At 73.9% G+C, this 24,185-nt stretch carries 19 protein-coding genes and 1 riboswitch; of the genes, 6 read left to right on the plus strand and 13 right to left on the minus strand.

Annotated features, from left to right (window positions below; all coding sequences use genetic code 11):
• Positions 1-3: 3 nt before the first annotated feature.
• From cobA to cobN, 12 genes are all read right to left on the minus strand, one after another.
• Complete coding sequence (gene cobA, locus ACLQ3F_RS06785; protein ID WP_425847176.1) at positions 4-1,707, minus strand: uroporphyrinogen-III C-methyltransferase; 1,704 nt, start codon at positions 1,705-1,707, stop codon at positions 4-6.
• On the minus strand, positions 1,704-2,300 hold the full coding sequence (locus ACLQ3F_RS06790) for a precorrin-8X methylmutase (protein WP_425847179.1): 597 nt from the start codon (positions 2,298-2,300) through the stop codon (positions 1,704-1,706). The genes cobA and ACLQ3F_RS06790 overlap by 4 nt, the downstream gene beginning before the upstream one ends.
• Positions 2,297-2,494: a DUF362 domain-containing protein gene (locus tag ACLQ3F_RS06795; protein WP_425847181.1), complete on the minus strand. Its 198-nt coding sequence runs from the start codon at positions 2,492-2,494 to the stop codon at positions 2,297-2,299. Before ACLQ3F_RS06795 ends, ACLQ3F_RS06790 begins: the two co-directional genes overlap by 4 nt.
• The gene (cobJ, locus tag ACLQ3F_RS06800) at positions 2,482-4,209 is read right to left on the minus strand and encodes a precorrin-3B C(17)-methyltransferase (RefSeq protein WP_425847182.1); all 1,728 of its coding nucleotides are present in this window, start codon (positions 4,207-4,209) and stop codon (positions 2,482-2,484) included. Before cobJ ends, ACLQ3F_RS06795 begins: the two co-directional genes overlap by 13 nt.
• Complete coding sequence (gene cbiE, locus ACLQ3F_RS06805) at positions 4,206-5,543, minus strand: precorrin-6y C5,15-methyltransferase (decarboxylating) subunit CbiE (protein ID WP_425847184.1); 1,338 nt, start codon at positions 5,541-5,543, stop codon at positions 4,206-4,208. The genes cobJ and cbiE overlap by 4 nt, the downstream gene beginning before the upstream one ends.
• Positions 5,540-6,691, minus strand: coding sequence for a cobalt-precorrin-5B (C(1))-methyltransferase (locus tag ACLQ3F_RS06810; protein ID WP_425847186.1), 1,152 nt, complete (start codon positions 6,689-6,691; stop codon positions 5,540-5,542). The genes cbiE and ACLQ3F_RS06810 overlap by 4 nt, the downstream gene beginning before the upstream one ends.
• Positions 6,688-7,512: a precorrin-4 C(11)-methyltransferase gene (gene cobM / locus ACLQ3F_RS06815; protein ID WP_425847187.1), complete on the minus strand. Its 825-nt coding sequence runs from the start codon at positions 7,510-7,512 to the stop codon at positions 6,688-6,690. Before cobM ends, ACLQ3F_RS06810 begins: the two co-directional genes overlap by 4 nt.
• Positions 7,509-8,282 carry a precorrin-2 C(20)-methyltransferase gene (cobI, locus tag ACLQ3F_RS06820; RefSeq protein WP_425847188.1) on the minus strand — a complete coding sequence of 258 codons (774 nt, stop codon included), beginning with the start codon at positions 8,280-8,282 and terminating at the stop codon, positions 7,509-7,511. Before cobI ends, cobM begins: the two co-directional genes overlap by 4 nt.
• Positions 8,279-9,634: a cobyrinate a,c-diamide synthase gene (locus ACLQ3F_RS06825; RefSeq protein ID WP_425847190.1), complete on the minus strand. Its 1,356-nt coding sequence runs from the start codon at positions 9,632-9,634 to the stop codon at positions 8,279-8,281. The genes cobI and ACLQ3F_RS06825 overlap by 4 nt, the downstream gene beginning before the upstream one ends.
• Entirely contained in the window at positions 9,628-10,239 is a 612-nt protein-coding gene (cobO, locus tag ACLQ3F_RS06830; protein WP_112673096.1) for a cob(I)yrinic acid a,c-diamide adenosyltransferase, read from the minus strand. The genes ACLQ3F_RS06825 and cobO overlap by 7 nt, the downstream gene beginning before the upstream one ends.
• A gap of 87 nt (positions 10,240-10,326) precedes the next feature.
• The gene (locus ACLQ3F_RS06835; protein WP_425847191.1) at positions 10,327-12,555 is read right to left on the minus strand and encodes a putative cobaltochelatase; all 2,229 of its coding nucleotides are present in this window, start codon (positions 12,553-12,555) and stop codon (positions 10,327-10,329) included.
• Positions 12,552-16,220 carry a cobaltochelatase subunit CobN gene (gene cobN, locus ACLQ3F_RS06840; RefSeq protein WP_425847193.1) on the minus strand — a complete coding sequence of 1,223 codons (3,669 nt, stop codon included), beginning with the start codon at positions 16,218-16,220 and terminating at the stop codon, positions 12,552-12,554. The genes ACLQ3F_RS06835 and cobN overlap by 4 nt, the downstream gene beginning before the upstream one ends.
• A gap of 290 nt (positions 16,221-16,510) precedes the next feature.
• A riboswitch (cobalamin riboswitch) is annotated at positions 16,511-16,687 on the minus strand.
• Between the two features lie 316 nt (positions 16,688-17,003).
• Between cobN and ACLQ3F_RS06845 the strand changes: the two genes are divergently transcribed.
• Positions 17,004-17,720, plus strand: coding sequence for an MBL fold metallo-hydrolase (locus ACLQ3F_RS06845; protein ID WP_425847195.1), 717 nt, complete (start codon positions 17,004-17,006; stop codon positions 17,718-17,720).
• A 12-nt stretch (positions 17,721-17,732) separates the two neighbouring features.
• On the opposite strand, the gene ACLQ3F_RS06850 is transcribed toward ACLQ3F_RS06845, so the two are convergent.
• The gene (locus ACLQ3F_RS06850; protein ID WP_357227379.1) at positions 17,733-18,068 is read right to left on the minus strand and encodes a hypothetical protein; all 336 of its coding nucleotides are present in this window, start codon (positions 18,066-18,068) and stop codon (positions 17,733-17,735) included.
• A 120-nt stretch (positions 18,069-18,188) separates the two neighbouring features.
• On the opposite strand from ACLQ3F_RS06850, the gene ACLQ3F_RS06855 reads away from it, so the two are divergent.
• From ACLQ3F_RS06855 to ileS, 5 genes are all read left to right on the plus strand, one after another.
• Complete coding sequence (locus ACLQ3F_RS06855) at positions 18,189-18,770, plus strand: RNA polymerase sigma factor (protein WP_425847197.1); 582 nt, start codon at positions 18,189-18,191, stop codon at positions 18,768-18,770.
• The gene (locus tag ACLQ3F_RS06860; protein ID WP_425847199.1) at positions 18,763-19,482 is read left to right on the plus strand and encodes a hypothetical protein; all 720 of its coding nucleotides are present in this window, start codon (positions 18,763-18,765) and stop codon (positions 19,480-19,482) included. The genes ACLQ3F_RS06855 and ACLQ3F_RS06860 overlap by 8 nt, the downstream gene beginning before the upstream one ends.
• A 13-nt stretch (positions 19,483-19,495) precedes the next feature.
• Positions 19,496-20,056 carry a hypothetical protein gene (locus ACLQ3F_RS06865; RefSeq protein WP_425847200.1) on the plus strand — a complete coding sequence of 187 codons (561 nt, stop codon included), beginning with the start codon at positions 19,496-19,498 and terminating at the stop codon, positions 20,054-20,056.
• A 30-nt stretch (positions 20,057-20,086) separates the two neighbouring features.
• Positions 20,087-20,755 (plus strand): hypothetical protein, encoded by a 669-nt coding sequence (locus tag ACLQ3F_RS06870; protein WP_425847201.1) that lies wholly within the window; start codon positions 20,087-20,089, stop codon positions 20,753-20,755.
• Positions 20,756-21,034: 279 nt separating this feature from the next.
• Positions 21,035-24,181 (plus strand): isoleucine--tRNA ligase, encoded by a 3,147-nt coding sequence (gene ileS / locus ACLQ3F_RS06875; RefSeq protein ID WP_425847202.1) that lies wholly within the window; start codon positions 21,035-21,037, stop codon positions 24,179-24,181.
• Positions 24,182-24,185 lie beyond the last annotated feature (4 nt).

The raw sequence follows: 24,185 nt of genomic DNA on the forward strand, positions 1-24,185 counted from the left end.
TGGTCACCCCGTCGGCCCGGTGGTGGTGAGAGCTACCACCGGGCCGAGGACGAAGACGGCGGGTGGGCCGACGCCCTCCCGGGCGGCGACAGCGCCGATCTCGTCCAACCGGGCGGGCACCGATCGCTGGTCGGGCAGCCCGGCGTCCTGCACTGCCAGCACCGGGCTCTCCGGGGCACGACCGTGCTCGATCAGCACGGTCGCGATCTTGGCGATGGTGTCGACGGCCATCAGCAGCACGACGGTGCCCCGGGCCCGGGCCAGCGCCGCCCAGTCGACAAGGGAGTCCGGGTGCCCGGGTGGCAGGTGCCCCGACACGACTGTGACGTCGTGCGCCACGCCCCGGTGGGTGACCGGCACGCCGGCGAGGGCCGGCGCGGCGAGGGCGCTGCTCACCCCTGGCACCACAGTCACCGGCACGCCGGCCGCCACGCAGGCCTGCACCTCCTCGTGGCCGCGCCCGAAGACGTACGGGTCACCGCCCTTGAGCCGGACCACCCGGCGGCCGGCGCGGGCGTGCGACACCAGTGCCTCGTTGATCGCCTCCTGGGCCATGGACGGGCCACGGGGCACCTTCGCGGCGTCGACGACCAACACGTCGGGGCGCAGCCCGGCGAGCAGCCCCTGCGGGGCGAGCCGGTCGACCACAACGACGTCAGCGGCGTCGAGCAGCGCCTTCGCGCGTACCGTGATCAGGTCGTCGGGCCCCGGCCCGCCGCCGACCACGGCGACCGAGCCGTGCCCGTGGTCGTGGTGCGCGTGCCCGTGGTCGTGCCCGTGATGGTGATGGTGGTGACCGACCGGGTCGTCGGGGTGGTCGTGCGGGCGTTGCGGACGACCCACCTTGTCCGCGAAGCCGGGCATCAACACCCGGTACGCGCAGGTGTCGCAGTTCATCCGGATGTCCCCGCCCAGCGCCTCGGCATACCGCTCCAGGACGAGGTCGGCGAGGGCGTCACAGTCGCCGATCACTTCGGCGACGCGGACGTCCAGGTCGGGGTGGGCGGCGGCGAACTCCGCCGACTGGGCGACGATCCGGTCCGGCAGCACCCCGGCGAACAGGAAGTACGGTGCCACCACGATCCGCCGCGCGCCGAGGCGGCGCAGGCGCTCCAGCACGGCCGGCACCGACGGCTGCGCCAGAGAGATGAACCCCGGCTCCACGCCCGCGTAGCCGCGTCCCTCCCAGAGCAGCCGGGCGACCTTGGCGACCTCGGCGTTGGCGTCCGGGTCGGTGGACCCCCGCCCGATCAACGCCACCCACGTGCCGGCCCGGTCGGCGCCAGCCGGCTCCGTGTCCGCCCGGTCGGCACCGGACAGCACCGTGTCGGCCCGGTCGGCACCGGACAGCGCGGCGTCGATGCGCTGTTCAAGGGCTTCGTTCAGCAGCGGGTGGGGGCCGAGCGGACGGCCGTAGCGGTAGCTCAGCCCGGGATGGCGCTGCTGCTCCCGGGCCATCGCGGCGGGGATGTCGCCCTTGCCGTGACCGGCGCCGGTGAGCACCAGCGGCAGCGCCACCAGGGCGCGGTGCCCACGGGCGACGAGCGCGCCGACCGCGTCGGTCAGCGGTGGACGGGACAGCTCGATGAAGCCGCCCTCGACGTCGCCGATGTCACCGCGAGCGCGGACCCGCTCGACGAGAGCGGCGAACTGTTCGACCCCGGCCGCGCTGCGCGTACCGTGCCCGACGATGACCAACCCGGTCATGACTTCTCCTCGACGTAGAGCAGGGCGTTGAGGGCGGCGGCGGCGACCGCCGAGCCACCCTTCTCCCCCACGTTGGACACGGCGGGCAGGCCGCTGGCCCGCAGCGCCGCCTTCGATTCGGCGGCCCCCACGAAGCCGACCGGCAGGCCCACCACGAGCGCCGGTGCGGCGTCCACTGTGAGCAGTTCGACAAGTGCGGTGGGCGCGCAGCCGACCACCCAGACCGCCCCGGACCCGACCCGATCCAGGGCGATCCGGACGGCCGCCGCCGAGCGGGTGATCCCGGCCGAGCGGCCCAGCGCGGCGGCGGCCGGCTCGGCGACCGGGCAGACCAGTTCCAGGCCGGCCCGGGTGATGCCGGCGGCGACCATCGCCACGTCGGTGACCACTGGCGCCCCGGCGCGCAGCGCCGTCAGCCCCGCTTCCAGGGCGGCCTCGTCGCAGACCAGTTCGTCGACGTACGCGAGGTCGGCGCTGGCGTGCACCACCCGCTCGGTCACCGCGCGGGTCAGCGGCGGCAGGTGCGACAGGTCGACGCGCTCGCGCAGGATGCGGTACGACTCGGCCTCGATGGGGTGCACGACCCGGCTCATCGGGCTCCTTCGCGGGGGTCGGGCTCGACGACGCGGATCGCGTCGACCGGGCAGATCTCCAGGCACTCCAGGCAGCCGGTGCACCGGTCGGCGCGGACCGTGAGGCCACCGGCGACCGGTCGGATCGCGTGGGTGGGGCAGGTGAGCAGGCACGCGCCGCAGCCCTGGCAGGCGTCGATCGTCACGAACGCCACCGGTACCCCCGGGGTGTGACCATCCGGCCGGCGACCAGCCGCGTGTCGCTGCTGCCCACGACCACGACGCTGTACATGTCGACGATCGCCGGATCGAGTGTGGCCACTGTGGCGAGGTGCACCCGTTCGCCGGGGCGGCTGGCGTTGCGCACCACGCCCACCGGGGTGTCCGGTGACCGGTGCGCGGCGAGGATGCCGAGCGCCTTGCCGAGCTGCCAGTCGCGGGCCCGGCTGCGCGGGTTGTAGAAGAGCGTCACGAAGTCGCCCTCGGCGGCGGCGGTGACCCGCCGCTCGATGACGTCCCACGGGGTGTGCAGATCGGACAGGCTCACGTAGGCGTGGTCGTGGCCGAGGGGCGCGCCGAGCAGCGCCCCGGCGGCGAGGGCGGCGGTGACCCCGGGGACGCCCACCACCTCGATCCGCTCGTCGGCGTACTCGAGGGCGGGGCTGGCCATCGCGTACACCCCGGCGTCGCCGGAGCCGATCAGCGCGACCGCCCGGCCGGCGGCGGCCTCGGCGACGGCGGCGCGCGCCCGCGCCTCCTCCGCGCCGAGCCCGCTGGAGAGCACCCGGGTGCCGGGGCGGAGCACGTCGCGGACCTGCTCCAGGTACTGGTCGAGGCCGACCACCACGGCGGCGCGCCGCAGCTCGGCGACCGCGCGGGGGGTGCGCAGGTCGGCGGCGCCCGGCCCGAGGCCGACGACGGCCAGCCGGCCGCGTGGCGCGTGCCGGGCCACCGCGACGGTGGCCATCGCCGTCGCGGTCTTCCCCACCAGCAGCGTCGCGTCGTCGGCCCGGCCGTCCGGGCCGAGCAGGGCCGCGGCCTCCGCCACGCTCGGCGTGCCGACCGCGGCCCGGACCACCTCGCTGGGGTGCGGCACGTCGACCGCCGCCAGCCGCGTCGCCGGCCAGGTCACCAGGGGTACGCCGAGCGCGTCGACGGTGCTGCGGATGCCCGCCTCGTCGGCCTTGATGTCGGCGGTGGCCAGGCAGCGCAGGCTCGCCGGATCGAGGCCGGCCTCGGCCAGCACCCGGTGCAGCAGCTCCGCCACCTCGGCGGCGGGTACGCCCCGACTCGCGCCCACGCCGGCGACCAGCGACGGCGGACGCAGCACGGCGGTCCGCTCGTCGAGCGACACGACCCGGTCGGTGACCAGCAGCCGGTACCCGTCGTCCGTCGGGTCCTCGTCAGCCGGGCGCACGTTCGGGGGCAGGGCGGGTAGCGGCCAGTCGGCGTCGGCGATCAGCCGGACCGGCTCGCCGTCCAGGATGGCCCGGGACACCGCGGCGACAGCGCCCTGCACGGGCCAGCCGAGGGTGTCCAGCCCCGGCAGGTCGACCGCGTCGGTGGCCGTGGTGATCACCGGTCGGGCGTCCAGCAGGGCGGCGACCTGCTCGGCGAGGGCGTTGGCACCGCCGGCGTGCCCACCGAGCAGCGCCACAGCGTGCCGGGCGGCCTCGTCGACGACCACCACCGCCGGGTCGGTGCGCTTGTCGTCGAGCAGCGGCGCGACGATCCGTACCACCGCCCCGGTGGCCAGGAACGCGATGACCGCGTCACATCCGGCCCAGGCGGTCCGCAGCGCGTCGGCGACGGTCTCCCCCTCGACCAGCCGGGCGTGCGGCCAGGCGGCGGTCACTGTGTCGGCGTGCCGGCGGCCGGCTGCGGTGGCCGCCACCAGGCCGATCCGGGCGGGCGGGTTCTGTTCGGTCACTGGCGCTCCCCGGTGAGGACGACCACCGGGTTGGTGGCCGCGAGGCGGATCGACCCGCCGGGCAGGTCGGCGAGGCGGGCGGCGGAGAGCTGGCTGCCCTCGACCGTGTAGCCGGCGGCGCGCAGCAGACCCACGGACGGTGCGACCCGGTCCAGTGCGGCCAGGGTGAGCACCACCCGCTCGGGTTGGCGGGCCGCCACGGCGGTGAGGACGTCGACACCGCCACCGCCGACGAAGACTGCGTCCGGCTCGGGGAGGCCGGCCAGCGCCGCCGGGGCACGTCCGCTGATCAGTCGGACGTGCACGGCGTGCGCCGCGGCGTTGGCCCGGATGGTGGCACCGGCGTCGGCGTCCTGTTCGACGGCGAGCACTGCCGCGCCGAGCAACGCGCACTCGATGCCGACCGAGCCGCTGCCCGCCCCGATGTCCCAGATCAGCCGGCCCAGTCGGGGGCGCAGCCGGGCGACGACGAGGGCGCGCACCTCCGACTTCGTGATCATGGAGTCACGGTGGGCGTACCGGTCCTCCGGCAGCGCCCAACCGCCGGCCGGCGCGGCGGCGGGCTGGTTGTCGGCGCGCATACCGGCCGTACCTCGGTCAGGCGGGGCGTCTGCGGACCAGGCGGGCCCGGCGGGGATTGACGTGGACCCGGCGGGCGCGGCGTCGGCGGGTGCGGACCTGGCCGGCACCGGGTCGGCGAGGCTGAGCAGGACGTGCGGGTCGGCCCAGGTCTCGGCGGCGGCCTGCTCGGGGGTCACCGCGCGGATCCGTTCGGCGGTGGTGCCCAGGTGCTCGGCGACCAACAGACGGCGGGACCAGCCGATCAGGCCGGCGCCCAGCTCGGCCGCGCCGGCGCCGGGCGCGGTGAGCACCGCGACCAGTGGCAGCGCCCGGCAGGCGTTCAACGCCGGGCGCGGATCGCGGCCGTGCGCGGTGACCACGGCGGCGCCGTCCCAGGGCAGCCCGGCGCGGGCGAACGCGGCGGCCACGCTGGACACCGCCGGCACCACCCGCAGCGGCAGCCCGGCCGCGCGCAGCCGCCGGACGATGCCGAACAGGCCGGGATCGCCGCTGGCCAGCACCACGGCCGGCACCCCGGCGTCGACGGCCTCGGCGAGGCGGCGCAGGGCGGGGGCGAGCGGCCCGAGGGCGATGGTGTCCGCGCCGGCCGGTACGGGCACCGCGGCCAGGTGCCGGGCGGCCCCGACCACCAGCCCGGCGGTGGCCAGCACCGGTGCGAGCGCGGGGTGCGGGGGTGCGCCCGCCGCGTCCAGGCCGACCACTGACACGGCGGCCACCGGGGCCGATGGGGTCGCCGAGGCCATCCGCGTCATCGAGGCCACCGGCCGGACGACGCGACGACGTGCGCTCCGGCGAAGTCGACCATCGCCACGTCCACTGTCACCGTGGGCCCGGCGAAGCGCCGCAACACCGCCTGGACCCGCTGGCAGAGCAGGTCGCCGGCCGGGGCGAGCAGCCCGGCGGCCTCCCACAGCTCGTACGCGTGTCGCCCGGTGTTCGCAGCGGTCACGGCGGCGACGAGCGACGGGTCGCCGCCGGCCTCGGCGGTCACCGCGCCGAGCAGGGAGAGGTCCACCTTGGATCGGGTGTAGTGGGTCATCAGGATGCCGGCCGCCAGTTTGGCGAGCTTGCCGGCCATGCCGACGAAGACCAGACCGGTCATGGCGTCACCCACCGCAGCGGTCACCGCGGCCCCGGTGAAGTCGCCGACCTCGACGAAACAGACCTCGGGCAGGTCGGGCAGGAGCGTACGGGCGGCCCGCTCGGTACGCCCACCGGTGCAGAGCACCACTGTCGGCTCGCCCTGGGCGGCCATCACGTGCACGGCCTGCACGACGCTGGCCCGCCACGACGCGGTGGAGAAGGGGCGGACGATCCCGGTGGTGCCGAGGATCGAGATGCCACCGAGGATGCCGAGGCGACGGTTGGTGGTCTTGCGGGCCATGACCTCGCCCCGGGGCACGCTGATCACCACCCGGACTCCGACCTCGCTGAGGTCGACCACCTCGGCCACGGCGTCGCCGATCATCTGGCGGGGGGTGTCGTTGATCGCCGGGCCGCCGACCGCGAGCCCGAGGCCGGGTTTGGTGACCGTGCCGACGCCGGCACCGCCGGCCAGCCGCAGGCCGGGCACGTCGGTCCAGTTCACCGTGGCGGTCAGCTCGGCGCCGTGGGTGACGTCCGGGTCGTCCCCGGCGTCCTTGACCACCACCGCCTCGGCCCGGACCGGTGGGGTGCCGGTCACCTCGCAGCGCTCGACCGGGAAACGCACCCGGCGTCCGGCCGGCAGCCCGATCTCCACCTCCTGCTGGCTGCTGCCGCTGACCAGCGCGGTGACCGCGGCCTTCGCCGCCGCCGTCGCGCACGCGCCGGTGGTCCAGCCGGTGCGCAGCGCTGTGGGCCGGACCTTCGCGGTACGCGGCAGGTCCGGTTCGCGCAGCGGCGGCTCGGCGTACGTCATGGGGTTTCTGTTTCTCCGGCGCGGGCGCGGCGCAGCTCGGCGCGGGCGGTCGGCTCGGCCCGGCGGAAGGTGTGGAAGTGCCCGGGGTGGTACAGGTGCGAGCGGGTGCCCTCGGCGGTGAGGGCCGGGCCGACCAGGAAGAGGGTGTGCTTCCACAGCTTGTGCTGCTTGACCGTCGCCTCCAGGGTGCCGACGGTGCAGCGCACCACCAGTTCGTCGGGCCAGGTCGCCTGGTACGCCACCACGGCCGGCGTGTCGTCGGGGTAGCCGCCGGCCAGCAGTTCGGCCTGCACCTGCCCGGAGCGGGCGGCGGAGAGGAACAGCGCCATCGTGGTGCCGTGCCGGGCGAAGTCCCGGACCCGCTCGCCGGGCGGCATCGGGGTCTTGCCGCCTTCGAGGCGGGTGAGGATGACCGACTGGGCCACCTCGGGCACTGTCAGCTCCCGCCCGATGATCGCCGCGACGGCGGTGAACGAGGACACCCCGGGCACGATCTCGACGGCCAGGCCGAGCGCCCGGCACAGGTCCAGTTGCTCCTGCACCGCGCCCCACAGCGCCGGGTCTCCGGAGTGGATCCGGGCCACTGTCAGCCCCTGCTCGGCGGCGCGCTGGTAGAGCGGCAGCACACCCTCGATGGGCAGCTGCGACGAGTCGACGATCTCCGCGTCGGAGCGGGCGTGGTCGAGCACGTCGGCGTGCACCAGGCTGGCCGCCCAGATCACGATGTCCGCCTCGGAGATCACCCGGGCGGCCCGCAGGGTCAGCAGGTCCGCCGCCCCCGGGCCGGCTCCGACGAACCACACGGTGCCGTCGCTGGTCACAGTTTTCCTCCTCGGTGCTCGCGGCGGGCCGGAACCAGCAGCGTCGACAGGTACGGCAGGTCGTGCCCGGTGTCGTCGACCGGGCCGACGCGTTCGCCGGGGAGCCCCAGGCCGCGTCCGAGCACGGCGTCGGCGAGGCGACCCTGCCGGCGCAGCTCGGCGAGCAGTTCCGGGTGCCGCCGCCAGCCCTTGTAGACCACCACGGTGCCCGGCCCGGCGAGGGCGTCGGCGAAGAGCGCCAGGCCGGCGGTGGCCGGGAGCAGGGTGAGCGGTTCGCGTCCCTCACAGAGCGGGGTGCCGCTGCGCGCCGCCAGCTCCTGCATGGCGGTGATGCCGGGCACTGTCGCCACCCGCACCGCCGGGCGCAGCGCGCGGACACTCTGGGCCAGGTAACCGAAGGTGGAGTAGACGTTGGGGTCGCCGATGGTGGCGAACGCCAGCGACCGCGCGCCCGCGTCGATCGCCTCGACCACCACCCGGGCGGCGTCGTCCCAGGCCGCCGCCCGGCGCGGGGTGACCCCGCCCCGGTCGTCGAGCGCGAACGGCAGCCGGCGCAGCCGGTCGGTCGTGACGTGCTCCCGCACTGTCGCCTCGGCCCGCCCGGCGTCCGCACCCGGCGGCGTCGCGTCGGCGGTCGCGGTGGGCGTGACCCGGTCCGCCATCACGGGTACGAAGACCAGGTCGGCCTCGCGCAGCAGCCGCACCGCCTTGACGGTGAGCAGTTCCGGGTCGCCCGGGCCGACGCCGACCCCGGTGAGCGTGGCGCTCATCGGGCCGCCTCGACCAGTCGGCGGGCCGCGTCCGGGTGACCGGCCCAGTGGGTGTGCAGGTAGGAGGCGTGCACCCGGCCGGCCACGAAGCCGTGCGGGGTGTCGTTCCACTGCCACGCCGGTGTGTCGCCGTACCCCGGGTCGGTGGTGGTGCGGTGGAACTCGTGGCCGCGTACCGGCTCGCCGGCGCGCGCCACCGGGGAGTCGGTGACGGCGAGGGCCTCCCGGTAGCCGAGGGTGAGCCGGTCGGTCATCCGGGCGGTCAGGTCCAGCCGACCGCACATCGGTACGCCGTCCAGGGAACGCCCGAGGTAGAGCAGCCCGGCGCACTCGGCCACGATCGGCCCGTCGAAGTCGGCCAGCTCCGCGCGGAGCGCGGTGTTGTCGGCGAGCGCCTCCGCGTACGCCTCGGGGAATCCCCCGCCGATCACCACAGCCCGGGTGCCGGTGGGCAGAGCCGGGTCACGCAGCGGGTCGACGGTGACGACGTCCGCGCCGGCCGCGGTGAGCAGTTCGGCGGTCTCGGCGTACGAGAAGGTGAAGGCCGGGCCACCGGCGAGCGCGACCCGTGGTCGTTCGAGGCCGACCGGCCCGCCGACGGCGGCGACCGGGTCCCACGCCGGGGTGGTCAGCGGCGGGGCGGTCCGGGCCAGGTCGAGCACGGCGTCGAGGTCCACTGTGGCCTCGACCAGCTCGGCGAGCGCGGTGACGATCGCGACCGATTCGGGTGCCCGCTCGGCGACCGGCACCAACCCGAGGTGCCGTGCCGGCGCGGCCACCTCGGCGGCGCGGGTCACCGCCCCGAGCACCGGTACGCCCACCTCGGCGAGGGCGTCACGCAGCAGCGTCTCGTGCCGGGGTGAGCCGACCCGGTTGAGGATCACCCCGCCGATCCGTACCGCCGGGTCGAACGCGGCCATGCCGAGGGTGAGCGCGGCGGCCGACCGGCCCTGCGCGGTGGTGTCCAGCACCAGCAGCACGGGTGCCTCGATCAGCCGGGCGACGTGCGCGGTGGAGGCGAAGTCGCGGCGGCCCACCGCGCCGTCGTGCAGGCCCATGACGCCCTCGACGACGGCGATGTCGGCGGGCGTGGGGACGCTCGCGCCGTGTCGCAGCAGGGCGACGATCCGGTCGGCTCCGACGAGGAACGGGTCGAGGTTGCGCCCTGCCCGCCCGGCGGCGAGGGCGTGGTAGCCGGGGTCGATGTAGTCGGGCCCGACCTTGTGCGGGCTGACCGTCAGGCCCCGCCGGCGCAGCGCGGCGAGCAGCCCGGTGGCCACAGTGGTCTTGCCGTGGCCGCTGGCCGGCGCGGCGACCACCACCCGGGGCAGCGCCCAGTGCGCGCTCACCACTCGATGCCCTTCTGGCCCTTCTGGCCGGCGTCCATCGGGTGCTTGACCTTGGTCAGCTCGGCGACCAGGTCGGCGGCGGCGACCAGGCGCGGGTCGGCGTCCCGGCCGGTGATCACGACGTGTTGGAAGCCGGGGCGGTCGGCCAGGGTGGCGACCACCTCGTCGACGTCCACCCAGCCCCACTTCATCGGGTAGGTGAACTCGTCCAACACGTACAGCCCGTAGCGCTCGGCGGCCAGGTCACGCTGGATCTGCCGCCAGCCCTCCAGGGCGTCGGCGGCATGGTCGGCGTCGCCGCCGCGCTGGATCCAGGACCAGCCCTCGCCCATCTTGTGCCAGGCCACCGGCGCGCCCTGGCCGGTGCGCTCGTGCACCTCGCCGAGCGCCCGGAAGGCGTTCTCCTCCCCCACCCGCCACTTGGCGCTCTTGACGAACTGGAACACCCCGACCGGAAGACCGGCCGTCCAGGCCCGCAACGCCAGCCCGAAGGCCGCCGTCGACTTCCCCTTCATCTGCCCGGTGTGGACGATCAACAGTGGCCGGTGCCGCCGCTGCCGGGTCGTCAACCCGTCAGCGGGCACCGAACTCGGCTGTCCCTGCGGCATCAGTCCGTCCCCCGTCCCGCGGCCACTCCCGTGCCCGCCTCTTCCGCGATCTTGCAGTTTCTGTTGGTCATATGTGCACTTGGCCCTTTATGCCGCGACAGGAAGTGCAAGATCGCGGGGGTGGGGGTGGGTGAGGGCTTCCAGGGGAGTTCGGGGGGCACTGAGCTGGGTGGCCAGGCGGGCGGCCAGGTGCAGGCGGACCGGGCCCGTCTCGCAGTCGACGACCACGCACGGCGCGCCGGTGGCGGCCAGGACCGCCGCCGCCGCTGCCGCCCGGTCCAGCGGCCGGGTGCCCGCCGTGGCCCTCCCGTCGGTGACGATGAGGACCAGCGGGCGGCGCTTCGGGTCGCGCAGGCGCTCCACCCGCAACAGGTCCGCGGCAGCGAGCAGCCCCTCGGCCAGCGGCGTACGCCCGCCGGTGGGCAGCTCGGCCAGCCGGGTCGAGGCGGCCAGCACCGACGAGGTCGCCGGCAGCAGGGTCCGGGCGCCGGCACCCCGGAACGCGATCACCGCGACCTTGTCCCGCCGCTGGTACGCGTCGGTGAGCAGGGCGAGCACCGCGTCCTTCACAGTGGCCATCCGCTGCCGCGCGCCCATCGAGCCGCTCGCGTCCACCACGAACAGCACCAGGTTGCCCTCGCGCCCCTCACGAACCGCCTCGCGCAGGTCGTCCCGGCGCAGTCGCAGCGGACCGGTGAGCCGGCCCCGGGCCGCCTGGTGCGGCGCGGCGGCGCGGATCGTGGCCGGCAGGTGCAGCGCGCCGACCCGACCCGCCGGTACCCGGGCGCCGGTGGTGCGACCCCGCCCGGTGCGGGCCCGAGACCGTCGGCCCGGCACCCCGTCACCCAGGCCGGGCGCGGTGAGCACCCGCGCCCTCAACCCACCCCGGGGTACGGCCACCGGCTGGGACTCCCCGCCGCGGGTCGGGTCGTCGGCACCGGTCGCCGAATGCCCGCCACCAAGCGGGCGCGAGTCCGGGCCGTCGTCACCCCGATCGGCCTGCTGGCGCTGCGGCCAGCCGCCGGTGCCGTCCGGCCCGTCGGTGCCAGCGCCATCACGCGCCGTCGGGTGCTCCGCCGAACCCGGTTCACCCTGGTCGCCTCCCTGCGGGCCGCCGCCCTGTGGTCCGCCCCCGTTCGGGCCACCGCCACCGGCCGGGCCACCGCCCTGCGGGCCGCCGTCCGGGTCACTGCCGTCGGGGCCGCGGTCGTCGGGGCCGGCGTCGTCCGGGTCGTCGGGGTGGGCATCCTGGGCGCGCTGCAACGCCTCGTCGAGGCGCTTCTCGTCCAGCCCCGGGGTGTCGAACGGGTCGCGGCGGCGGCGATGCGGCAGGGCCAACCGGGCCGCCACCCGGACGTCGTCGATGGTGACCCGGTCCCGGCCGTGCCAGGCGGCGTGGGCGAGGGCGGTACGGGCGGTGACGATGTCGGCCCGCATCCCGTCCACGTCGAACGCCGCGCACACCTCGGCGATCTGCCGCAACGCGGCGTCCGGCAGTCGTACCCCGGGAAGTCGGCGGCGGGCGGCAGCCACCTGGTCGGCGATCTCCGCGTCGGCGTCGGCCCAACGGGCGGCGAAGCCGACCGGGTCCGCGTCGGCGGCCAGCCGGCGGCGGACCACCTCGACCCGGATCTCCGGGTCCCGGCTGGCGCCCACCTCCACAGTGAGCCCGAACCGGTCAAGCAGCTGCGGGCGCAGCTCCCCCTCCTCCGGGTTCATCGTGCCGACCAGCAGGAACCGGGCGGCGTGGCTGACCGAGACGCCCTCCCGCTCGACGTGGCTGCGGCCCATCGCCGCCGCGTCGAGCAGCAGGTCGACGAGGTGGTCGTGCAGCAAGTTGACCTCGTCGACGTAGAGCACACCTCGGTGCGCGGCGGCGAGCAGGCCCGGCTCGAAGGCGCGTACCCCCTCGCCGATCGCCTTCTCCAGATCCAGCGCACCGACCACCCGGTCCTCGGCGGCGCCCACCGGCAGCTCGACGAGGCGGGCCGGACGGGTCTCGGCGGCGACGTCGGCCGGGTGCGGGCCGTCCGGGCAGGCCGGGTCGGGCTCGGCCGGGTCACAGCCGAAACGGCAGCCGGCGACCCGCCGCACCGGGGGCAGCAGCGCGGCGAGGGCCCGCACGGCGGTGGACTTGGCGGTCCCCTTCTCACCCCGGACCAGCACCCCACCGATCGCCGGGGAGACCGCGTTGAGCAGCAACGCCAGCCGCATGTCGGCCATGCCGAGCACCGCGCTGAACGGATAAATCGCCACTGCGCCTTCTTTCGTTCGCGACTGCGGGGCTCGCAGAACCGGCTCACTCCTCGCGCTCACAACCGGTCCTCCAGGTCGCCCTCACTGGCCAGGTACGTGTCACGCAGCCGGTCCAGGGTGGCCGGCTCCGGCTTGGCCCACAGCCCCCGGTCGGCGGCCTCCAACAGGCGTTCGGTGATGCCGCGCAACGCCCACGGGTTGGACTGCTCCAGGAACTCCCGGGTGGTCTCGTCGAAGAGGTACGCGGCGGCCAGGTGCTCGTACATCCAGTCGTCGACAACACCGGCGGTGGCGTCGTAACCGAACAGGTAGTCCACTGTGGCCGCCAGCTCGAACGCGCCCTTGTAGCCGTGCCGGCGCATCGCCGCGATCCACTTCGGGTTGACCACCCGGGCCCGGAACACCCGCCGGGTCTCCTCACCCAGCGTGCGGGTGCGCACGTCGTGCGGCATCGCCGAGTCACCCACGTACGCCTGTGGTGACGTGCCGGTGAGGTGGCGGACCATCGCCACCATTCCGCCGTGGTACTGGAAGTAGTCGTCGGAGTCGACGATGTCGTGCTCACGGGTGTCCTGGTTCTTCACCGCCACCGCGATCCGGGCGAACGAGCGCTCCATGTCGGCGCGCGCCTCCCGCCCGTCCAGTCCCCGGCCGTACGCGTAGCCGCCCCACACCGCGTACACCTCGGCCAGGTCGGCGTCGCTGCGCCAGGTCCGGGCGTCGATCAGGGGCAACAGACCAGCGCCGTACGCGCCGGGCTTGGAACCGAAGATCCGGGCGGTGGCCCTTCGCTCGTCGCCGTGCTCGGCGAGGTCGGCGGCGACGTGCGCCCGCAGGTAGTTCTCCTCGTCCGGCTCGTCCAGGGCCGCGACCCGCCGGACGGCGTCGTCGAGCAGCGCCACCACGTGCGGAAACGCGTCGCGGAAGAAGCCGGAGATGCGCACCGTGACGTCGACGCGCGGGCGGCCCAGCTCGGCGGTCGGCACCACCTCGATGCCGGTCACCCGCCGGGACCTGTCGTCCCAGACCGGCCGGCAGCCCAGCAGCGCGAGCACCTCGGCGATGTCGTCGCCCTGGGTGCGCATCGCGCTGGTGCCCCAGACGGTCAACCCCACCGAACGGGGGTACGCGCCGGTGTCGGCGAGGTGCCGGGCCAGCAGTGAGTCGGCGAGGGCCACCCCGACGTCCCAGGCGTTGCGGCTGGGGATGGCCTTCGGGTCGACGGAGTAGAAGTTGCGGCCGGTGGGCAGCACGTTGACCAGGCCCCGGGTGGGTGAGCCGGACGGGCCGGGCGGCACGAACCTGCCGTCCAGCGCCCCGAGGGTGTTGGTCAGCTCGTCGGTGGTCCGGTCCAGTCGGGGCACCAGCTCGGTGGCGGCGAAGTGCAGCACCGCGGCGACGTCCGGCATCGACCGACCGGTCACCTCCGTCACCACGGCGTCGATGGTGTCCACTGCCCAGTCCAGGGTCTCCATGCCGACGACCAGCCGCCGGGCGAGGGCCTCGATCAGGTCGATCGCGTCGGCGGCGGTGCCGGCCGGCCCGTCCACCACGTCGGTCAGCGCCGCGGGCAGCGCCAGTCGCTGTCCCGGCGTCGCGAGCAGTTCCTGCTCGTCGAGGGAGTACGCGACGGCGAGGGCCTGTCGCAGGCCGGGTAGGGCGCGGGCGCCGCCCCAGATCTGCGGGGCGCGCAGCACCGCGAGGACCAGGTTGACCCGGGGCTCGCCGGTGGGCGCGTCGGCGAGGATGTGCAGCCCGTCGCGGATCTGCACGTCCTTGACCTCGCACAGGTACCCGTCGAGGTGCAGCACGAAGTCGTCGAAGTCGTCCGCGTCGGGCATCGCCTCGGCGTGCAGGTCGTGGTGCAGCTCGGCGGCGCGCACCAGGTCCCAGATCTGCGCCCGTACGGTGGGCACCTTGGCCGGGTCGAGGGCCTGCACCGTCGCGTACTCGTCGAGCAGTTGTTCCAGTTTGGCCAGGTCGCCGTAGGTCTCGGCGCGGGCCATCGGCGGGACCAGGTGGTCGACGACAACTGCGTGCGCCCGCCGCTTGGCCTGGGTGCCCTCGCCGGGGTCGTTGACGATGAACGGGTACACCAGCGGCAGGTCGCCGAGGACCGCGTCGGGCGCGCAGTCGGCGGCCAGGCCGAGGCCCTTGCCGGGCAGCCACTCCAGGGTGCCGTGCTTGCCCAGGTGCACCACGGCGTCCGCGCCGAAGCCGCCGTCCGCGACCGGCGCGGTCAGCCAGCGGTACGCGGCCAGGTAGTGGTGACTCGGCGGCAGGTCCGGGTCGTGGTAGATGGCGATCGGGTTCTCCCCGAAGCCGCGGGGCGGCTGGATCAGCAGCACCACGTTGCCGAAGCGCAGCCCGGCGAGCACGATGTCCCCGCCCTCGGTGTACAGCTCGCCCGGCGGCTCACCCCAGTGCTCCCGCATCCGCTCGCGCAGCTCGGCCGGCACCTGGTCGAACCACCGCTGGTACGTCTGCCCCGATATCCGGGCCTCGGCCGCTGCCAACTGCTCCGGGGTGAGCCACTCCACGTCGTGACCGCCGGCGGCGATCAGCGCGTGGATCAGCGCGTCGCCGTCGTCGGGCGGCGGCGCGTCACCCAGGTCGTAGCCGGCCTCGGCCAACGCGGCGAACAGCCGGACCGCCGACGCCGGGGTGTCCAACCCGACGGCGTTGCCGACCCGGGAGTGCTTGGTGGGGTACGAACTGAGCACCACGGCGATGCGCTTGTCGGCGTGCGGCACGTACCGCAGCCGGGCGTGGCGTACCGCGATCCCGGCGACCCGGGCGGCCCGCTCGGGATCGGTTGCGTAGATCGAGAGCCCGTCCGCGTCGATCTGCTTGAACGAGAACGGCACTGTGACGATCCGGCCGTCGAACTCGGGGATGGCCACCTGCATGGCGGCGTCCAACGGGGACAGGCCGGCGTCGCTGTCGGCCCACTGCGCGCGGGTGCTGGTGAGGCAGAGCGCCTGGACGACCGGCACGTCCAGGGCGGCCAGGGCGCCGACGTCCCAGGCGTCCTCGTCGCCGCCACCGGAGGCGTCGGCGGCGACCGCGCCGCCGGCCGCGAGCACTGTGACCAGCAGCGCGTCACAGCGGGCGAAGAGCCCGAGTGGTGCGGCGCCCGCGGTCAGCCCGCGCAGCGAGCCGCAGAAGATCGGCAGCGGGTTGCCGCCGGCCTGGCGGACCGCGTCCGCGAGCACGTCGACGAATCCGGTGTTGCCGGCGAGGGCGTGCGCCCGGTAGAAGACGATTCCCACTGTGGGCCGATTCGGGTCGGCGGGGTGGTCGCCGTGCACGCCGTACGCCGGGGTGGGCGCGGGTGCGGCGAACCCCTCGCCGGTGAGCAGCACCGTGTCGGAGAGGAACCGGGCCAACTGTCCGAGGTTGTCCGGGCCGCCCTCCACGAGGTACGCCAACGACTGGGTGACGACCCCGGACGGCACTGTGGAGATGGCCATCAGCTCCGCGTCGGGCAGCGCCTCACCGCCGAGCACGACAGTCGGCACGCCGGTGGCGAGCACCGCGGCAAGACCGTCCGGCCACGCCTGCCGACCGCCGAGCAGGCGTACGACGACGAGGGCGACCCCGTCGAGCAGGGCGGGCACCTCCTCGGCGGCGACTCGGGCGGGGTTGGCCAACCGGTAGTCGGCGCCGCTGGCGCGGGCGGCCAGCAGGTCGGTGTCGGCGGTGGACAGCAGCAGGATGCGCACGGCAGGCTCCGGAAAGTGACGTCGGCGCGTTCGCCGAGGCGATCGGGCGACGAAGGATGGGCGCGGGGTTGAGCAGGCACCGCGACCCGGGCGACTCACCGACGCGGGGCCGGCGGCGACGGGTGGCGCGGTGTCGAACTCAGCGGTGAACGGCGCGGGAGCGTGCGGATGCCGGCGCGGCGGCGCGGCCGGGTCGGGGCGCGGCGGGGCGTCCGCCGCTCGGCTCACGACGGTGATCGTCGGTGACAGAGACGCCGTGCGTCATCGGGTCCTCCTCGGGTGTCCACGCCCTGGGGTACATCCCGACGGCCGAAGTATCCTGGCTTCCGGATCGACGCTCTCCCCCGGCCTTCCAACCGCAGACACACGGCCGTGACTCACGAGGGGGGATCGCTCCCCGGTGACAGTGGCGGGACCGCGTCGGATTCGCACCGACTTCCTTCACTGCCGTCAGGCCGCGAATGCTGCCACACCCCTCCGCCGCCGGTCAACGCCGCCCCGGCCCCGCCAGGCGGACACCAACCATCGAAGCTTGGCGATCGACGCAGGCGGGGCTCCGCACCACGCGACGCCACAGATCAATGTGCGCCGCCCTTTGCTCTGCTTACCTATCTGCACCAGACACGGAGCGTCACCGGTGCAGATAGGTAAGCAGAGCAAAGGGCGGTCTAAGGCGTCGTGGCCTGCGCCGATCGTCCGGCGGGACGGTGCCCTGCGGTGCGCTGACCTAGGATCGGCGACACCACGCCCGTGATCCGCGATCAATCTCGGAGATCGATTACCATGGTCGCTCCGCAGTTCCACCACCTGGCGGGTCGTGTCTGGATCTGTCCGGGCGACTCCGAGCCCGAGGCGGTCCAGGCCGGCGTCGCCGTCGTGGCCGACGATCGCGGCAGTGTGATGATCGACGCCGGGCAGAGCCCCGCGCATGCCCGCGGCATCCAGGCCGCGCTCGCCGCAGCCGGACTTCCGAAGCCACGCTGGCTCGTCTACACCCACCACCACTGGGACCATGTCTGGGGAGCCTGCGCCTGGCCCGGCGTGGAGATCGTCGGGCATGAGACGGCTGTGCCGCTGCTGCGCGCCGAAGCCGCACAGCCGTGGAGCCACCACTATCTGGACGAGCGGGTACGCGCCGACCCTCGTCTCGGCCCGAGCTTCCGGGGGCGGGCACGCGCGATGGACTCCTGGGAGGATTTCGCGATCCTGCCACCAACCCGGACGTTCACCGATGTCGACGAGTTGCCAGTGGGCGTCGAGCTACGACACGTCGGAGGCGCGCACGCGCCGGACTCGACAATTGTGCTGGTGCCGGACTCGGGCGTCATGCTGCTGGGCGACTGCTTCTACCCGCCGCCCGCGCACCTGCGCCAGCCGGAGGATGGCCTCGATCTCGACCTGATCCGGCGACTACTCGACGGTGACTACCACTGGTACGTCTCCAGCCACGCGGAGCCGGTGACGTTCGAGCAGGCCCGCACGGCCGTGGACGACGCCTGAGCCCGGCGGCCCTCAGCGGGCGTGGCGTTCCGGGTGTGCCCGGCTCCAGGTCCGCATCCGTTCCGGGTAGCCGGTGCGCCCGGCCTCGTACAGCGGCACCGCGTGCTTGCGGGCAATCGCCCCCGCCGCCCTGGGCGTACCGGTGCGCCGGCGGATCCACTCACCGTCGTGGGCGATCGCCACCACCGTGGTGTCCGTCGCCGTGGTCTCCGGCTCCAGGTAGAACTCCACGCCTCGCCGGCTGGCGACGAACGCCTCCAGCGCCGCGAGGTCCTCGCGGGTCGCCTCCCGGTCCAGCTTCGTCGGGGTCGCCTCGGCACCCCGTGACCGGCGACTGAACCAGCTCATGACCAGCCCCTCTCCTCGACAACTCTCCCAGTGCACCACCAAATCCTGGCAATACGCTGCACGGCGGATGGGAGCAACCTGACCCACGCCGGGTGGAACCCGCGGCGGGTTGGCGGTGTCATGAGTGTGATCCGAACGGAGGCTCCCCTGGACGACGAGACGCTCGTCACCCGCGCTCGGGCAGGTGACCTGGAGGCGTACGACCTCCTGGTCGCCCGGCACACCGCGTCCGCGTACCGGACAGCGGTGCTGCTCGGCGCGGGCTCGGACTCCGAGGACGTCATCCAGGAGGCGTTTGTGAAGGCGTACCGGAAGCTGTCCCGTTACCGGGGTGACGCGTCCTTCCGGTCGTGGCTGCTCGCGATCGTCGCGAACGAGACCCGCAACCTGCACCGCTCCCGTGGCCGGCGCGACGGGCTCGTCCTGCGGGCGGCGGCAGCGGACCCGAGGTCTGAGATCGCCGAGGACGACGCGGTCGCCGCGGTCCTCGCCGGGGAGCGCCGGAGGTCGCTGGTGCAGGCGCTGCGGCAACTGCCAACACGGGACCGCGAGGTCATCGTCTGCCGGTTCTTCCTCGACCTCACCGAGGAGGAGACGGTGTCGGCTCTGGGCTGGCCCCGGGGCACAGTGAAGTCGCGTACGTCCCGGGCGCTGGCGAAGCTCCGCGGCCTGCTCGACAGTGCGGAGGTCCGGCATGGGTGACCTCGAACGGGAACTGCGCGACCTGTCCGCCTGGCTGGAAACCCCCGAGCCGCCCGACGTGACCGCCCGTGTCCGCGTACGACTGGGCACGCCCGCGCCCCGGCGGCGCCGGTGGCGGTCGCTCGCCGCGGCGGCGTTCGTCGCCCTGCTGGTGGCGCTGTTGCCGCCGACGCGTGCCGCGATCGCCGACGCCGTCACGGGGCTGCTGCGCTTCGCCGGGGTCAGCATCGCCACCTCACCCGCCCCGGTGCCGCCCGGCGGCACCGCGTCGCCGTTGCCCGGCCAGCGGACCGTCGCCCTGGCCGAGGCCCAGCGGGCGGTGCGGTTTCCGATCCGCCTGCCGGCGAAGCTGGGCCCGCCCGAACAGGTACTGGTCGCCGACCCCGACGCCACGGGCCGGTACCGGGTGGCGACGCTGCTCTACGACGGAGGCGCGCTGCGCGTCGACGCGTTCGACGGTCACCTCGACCTGGCCTTCCACAAGGAGATCACCCCGCCGGGCGCGAACTGGGTCCAGGTGAACGGCGACTTCGCCGTCTGGGTCGACGGCCCACACGCGTTGTCCTACGTGGACCGGGCGGGTGAGATCCGCAGGGAGACCGCCCGACTTGCCGCCTCGACGCTGATCTGGCAGGACAACGACGTGAGCTACCGGCTGGAGGGGGCCCTCACCAAGGCCGAGGCGATCGAGATCGCGCGCTCACTGGGCTAGGAACCCGACGGGCGTGGGCGGTGTCGGAAAGGTGGACGAGTCGTCGACGCGTACCGGAAGGAGCGAGATGGTTTCCTGGGGCAGGTTGATGCTGGCATCCTCGGTGGTCCTACTGGCGGGGTGCACGACCACGACCAGCGGGGCGGCGCCGACGGCGGGTGCGGCCACCACGACGAGCACCGCGACCGCCTGCGCGGCGCGGGTCGAGACGGGGTCCCTGCCGGACTGGGCGGACGCCGGGTTCAGCGGGGACGCGCGGGCTCCGCACGTCTTCGGCGCGAAGGGCGACATCGTCGCGGTGCTGTTCGCCCACCCACTGCGGCAGGTCCGGACGGACGGGTCGAACAACAAGATCCTGTGGGTGGCCCGCGCCGCCACGACCTCCCCCGACCCGACCGCGCCGGCGACCCTGGAGATCACCGCGAGGCTGGACGGCACCGACACCCGGGTGATCCGGGAGGTCCCCGGCGGCCCCGGTCCGTCGATCGTCGACCTTCCCGAGGCTGGCTGCTGGCGCCTCGACCTGCGCTGGTCCGGGCACACCGACACGATGGACCTGGTCTACGCCCCCTGAGCCAGCGCCGGGCCACCTAGGCTGCCTGACGTGCAGGAGGACGAACGGGTAGCGGCGGCGGCCCGCAACAACGCCGAGTGGTGCGACATCGTCTGCGGCAGCCAGGGGTTGGCCGGACGTACCGACGCCGACGCCTGGTGGGTCCCCCACCGTTCGCCGCGGTGGTACCCGGACGCGGTCACCCTACGGCCGGGCGTCGACGCCGAGGCCCTGCTGGCCCGGATCGACGCCGGGCCTGGCGCGTCGGTGAAGGACAGCTTCGCCGACCTCGACCTGTCCGGGTACGGGTTTCGGGTGCTTCTCGACGCGCAGTGGATCCATCGGCCACCGACGGCACCACCTGTCGACACACCGCTGGCCCCGGTCACCACACCCGACGAGTTGGCGGCCTGGGCGGCGGCCCACGGCGGCGGGGACCTGTTCCGCCCCGCGCTCCTGGCCGACCCCCGCGTACGGGTGCTCGCCCGCCACGACGACCGGGGTGTGGTCACCGGTGGTGCGGTGCTCAGCGGCGACGGCCCGTACGGCGTCTCCAACCTGTTCGCCCGCGTCGACACCGCCCTGGCCATCTGGCGCGCGGTGTGTGCCACAGTGCCCGACGCGCCGCTGGTCGGCTACGAGAGCACCCCGGAACTGGCGCCGGCGCTCTCCGCTGGTTTCACCACCACCGGCCCTCTCCGCATCTGGCTGCACGGCTAGCGCTCCGGCCACGGGCCCCGCGCACGGACAGCTATGCTGCTTGGCATCGGCACCGATCCGGCCATCACCGGGGAGCCTCCGGAAGAACGGGCAGTTCGACCGCCCAAGTAGAACCGGACGTAGCGGCACGTCACGTCGAGAAATTGAGCGGCGCCTGCACCGTCGAGGCGCAAGCGGGGTGGTACCGCGGAGTCCTGGCCATACGCCCGGCGCTTCGTCCCCGCGTGGGCAGTGAGCTGATGCCCCCGCGAGCGGACGTGAAGTGTAGGGAGAACGTCGGTGCCGGACGGTCCGTCGAAGTCGCCATTCGTGCCACTGCCCACCAAGATCGACCTTGGTGGGATGGACCGTGCGGTCATCGAGTGGTGGCAGGCCAACAACGTGTTCAACCGGAGTCTGGAGCAGACGGCCGACGGCCCGCCGTGGGTGTTCTACGAGGGCCCGCCGACCGCCAACGGCACGCCGGGCACCCACCACATCGAGGCGAGGGTCTTCAAGGACCTCTTTCCCCGGTACCGGACGATGCGGGGCTTCTCGGTGCCGCGCCGTGCCGGGTGGGACTGCCACGGCCTGCCCGTCGAGCTCGCGGTGGAGAAGGAACTGGGGCTCAGCGGCAAGGCCGACATCGAGAGGATGGGCGTCGCGGAGTTCAACGCCCTGTGCCGCACCTCGGTGCTGCGGCACGTCGACGAGTTCGTCCAGCTCAGCGAGCGTATGGGTTACTGGATCGACCTGGAGCATCCGTACCAGACCATGTCCCCGGAGTACGTGGACAGCGTCTGGTGGTCACTGAAGCAGATCCACGACGGCGGACGGCTGGTGGAGGACTTCCGGGTCGCGCCGTACTGCACCCGCGACGGCACGACCCTGTCCGACCACGAGGTGGCGCAGGGGTACGAGACCGTCACCGACCCGTCCGTGTACGTGCGGTTTCCGGTGCGCGGGGACGTGGCCGGACACAGCGGCGTCGACCTGCTGATCTGGACCACCACACCGTGGACCCTGGTGTCCAACACCGCCGTCGCCGTACACCCCGGGGTGACGTACGCCCTCGCCCGTACCGGGCAGGGCACGTTCGTCGTCGCCGAACCGCTGGCCCGGCGGGTCCTCGGCGACGAGGCGGAGATCCTGGCGACCGTACCCGGGTCGGCCCTGGAGGGACTGCGGTACGAGCGGCCGTTCGACCTGGTGGACATCCCGGACGCGCACCTCGTGGTCCTCGCGGAGTACGTCACGACCGAGGACGGCACCGGCCTGGTGCACCAGGCGCCGGCGTTCGGCGCGGACGACCTCGCCGTCTGCCGCGCGTACGGGTTGCCGCTGGTCAACCCGGTCGCCCCGAACGGGCGGTTCAACGACGGCATCGACCTGGTCGGTGGGGTGTTCTTCAAGGACGCCGACGCGTTGCTGATCGACCGTCTCAGGCAGTCTGGTCGGTTGTTCCGGCACGAACCGTTCGAGCACCCCTACCCGCACTGCTGGCGGTGCCACACGCCGCTGATGTACTACGCGCAGCCGTCCTGGTACATCCGGACTACCGAGGTCCGCGACGAGCTGACGCGGGAGAACGAGAACACCAACTGGTTCCCGGAGCACATCAAACACGGCCGCTACGGCGACTGGCTGAAGAACAACATCGACTGGGCGGTGTCGCGTTCCCGGTACTGGGGCACCCCGCTGCCGCTGTGGCGATGCCCGGACAACCACGTGACCGCCGTCGGTTCCCGTACTGAACTCGGGGAGCTGGCCGGCGCCGACCTGTCCGAGCTGGACCCGCACCGCCCGTACGTCGACGAGATCACCTTCGCCTGCCCGGACTGCGGCCGGACCGCCACCCGGGTCCCGGAGGTGATCGACGCCTGGTACGACTCCGGGGCCATGCCGTTCGCGTCGTTGGGCTACCCCCACGTGCCGGGTAGCAGGGAGATCTTCGAGCGCACCTACCCGGCCCAGTACATCTGCGAGGCGATCGACCAGACGCGGGGGTGGTTCTACACGCTGATGGCGGTGGGCACGCTGGTCTTCGACCGGTCCCCGTACGAGAACGTCGTCTGCCTCGGGCACATCCTGGCCGAGGACGGCCGCAAGATGAGCAAACACCTGGGCAACATCCTGCTGCCGATCCCGTTGATGGACACGCACGGCGCCGACGCGGTGCGCTGGTTCATGGCCTGCTCCGGCTCACCGTGGTCGCCGCGCCGGATCGGCCCCGGCCCGCTCGACGAGATCGTCCGCAAGGTGTTGATGACGTACTGGAACACCGCTGCGTTCTTCTCCCTCTACGCGGCGAACTCGACGTGGGCGCCCCAACTGGCGCAGCCGGTCGCCCAGCGGCCGGTGTTGGACCGGTGGATCGTCGGCGAGGTCCACGCCCTCGCGGCCGCCGTCGACGAACGGATGCAGAACTACGACACGGCCCGCGCCGGCCGGCTGCTCGCCGACTTCATCGACGACCTGTCGAACTGGTACGTGCGGCGGTCGCGGCAGCGTTTCTGGGAGGGCGACCCCGACGCCCTCACCACCCTGTACGAGTGCCTCGACATCCTCACGCGGCTACTGGCACCGTTCATTCCCTTCGTCACGGAGGAGGTGTGGCAGCAGGTCGTCCGGCCGGGTGCCGCGACGGCTGCGGAGTCGGTGCACCTGGCGACCTGGCCCACACCGGACACCACACTGATCAGTACGCAGTTGTCGGCCCAGGTGGCCACGGCGCGGGCGTTGGCCGAGGCGGGACGGTCCGCGCGTAAGGCGAGCAGCCTGCGGATCCGTCAGCCGTTGAGCCGGGCGCTCGTAGGGCTGCCGGCCGGCGCCGTTCTCCCGCAGGCGTTGCTGGACGACATCGGCGACGAGTTGAACGTCAAGGTCCTCCAGCCGCTCGACGCCCAGAGCGGGGTCATCGACGTGCGGGTCAAAGCGAACTTCCGGACCCTGGGCCGCCGGTTCGGCAACCGCACCCAGCACGTCGCGACGGCGATTGCCGCCGTCGCCCCCCGCGACCTGGTCGACGGCGTCCGGGCGAACGGGTCGTACCCGCTGTCGGTCGACGGTACGCAGGTCGAGGTGGGCCTGGACGACATCCTGATCACGGAGGTGCCGCGCACCGGTTGGGTCGTGGAGTCCCAGCGTGGCGCGACGATCGCGTTGGACACCGAGATCACCCCCGAACTGGCGGCCGAGGGCGTCGCACGCGACGTCGTCCGCATCATCCAGCAGGCCCGCCGCGACGCCGACTTCGAGGTCTCCGACCGGATCACGGTGTCGATCGCCGCCCCCGCGGACGTCGCGGCGGCGGTCTCCGCGCATCAGAAGCTCATCGCGCACGAGACCCTCGCGCTCCAGCTGACGGTCACGGACGCGTTGTCGGAGGGGTTCTCCGGCACTGTGGGCGATGGTCAGGAGATTGTGGTGCACGTCGTGCGGGCCTGAGCGG

It is taken from the genome of Micromonospora sp. DT15 (genome assembly GCF_049841475.1).
Classification (GTDB): domain Bacteria; phylum Actinomycetota; class Actinomycetes; order Mycobacteriales; family Micromonosporaceae; genus Micromonospora.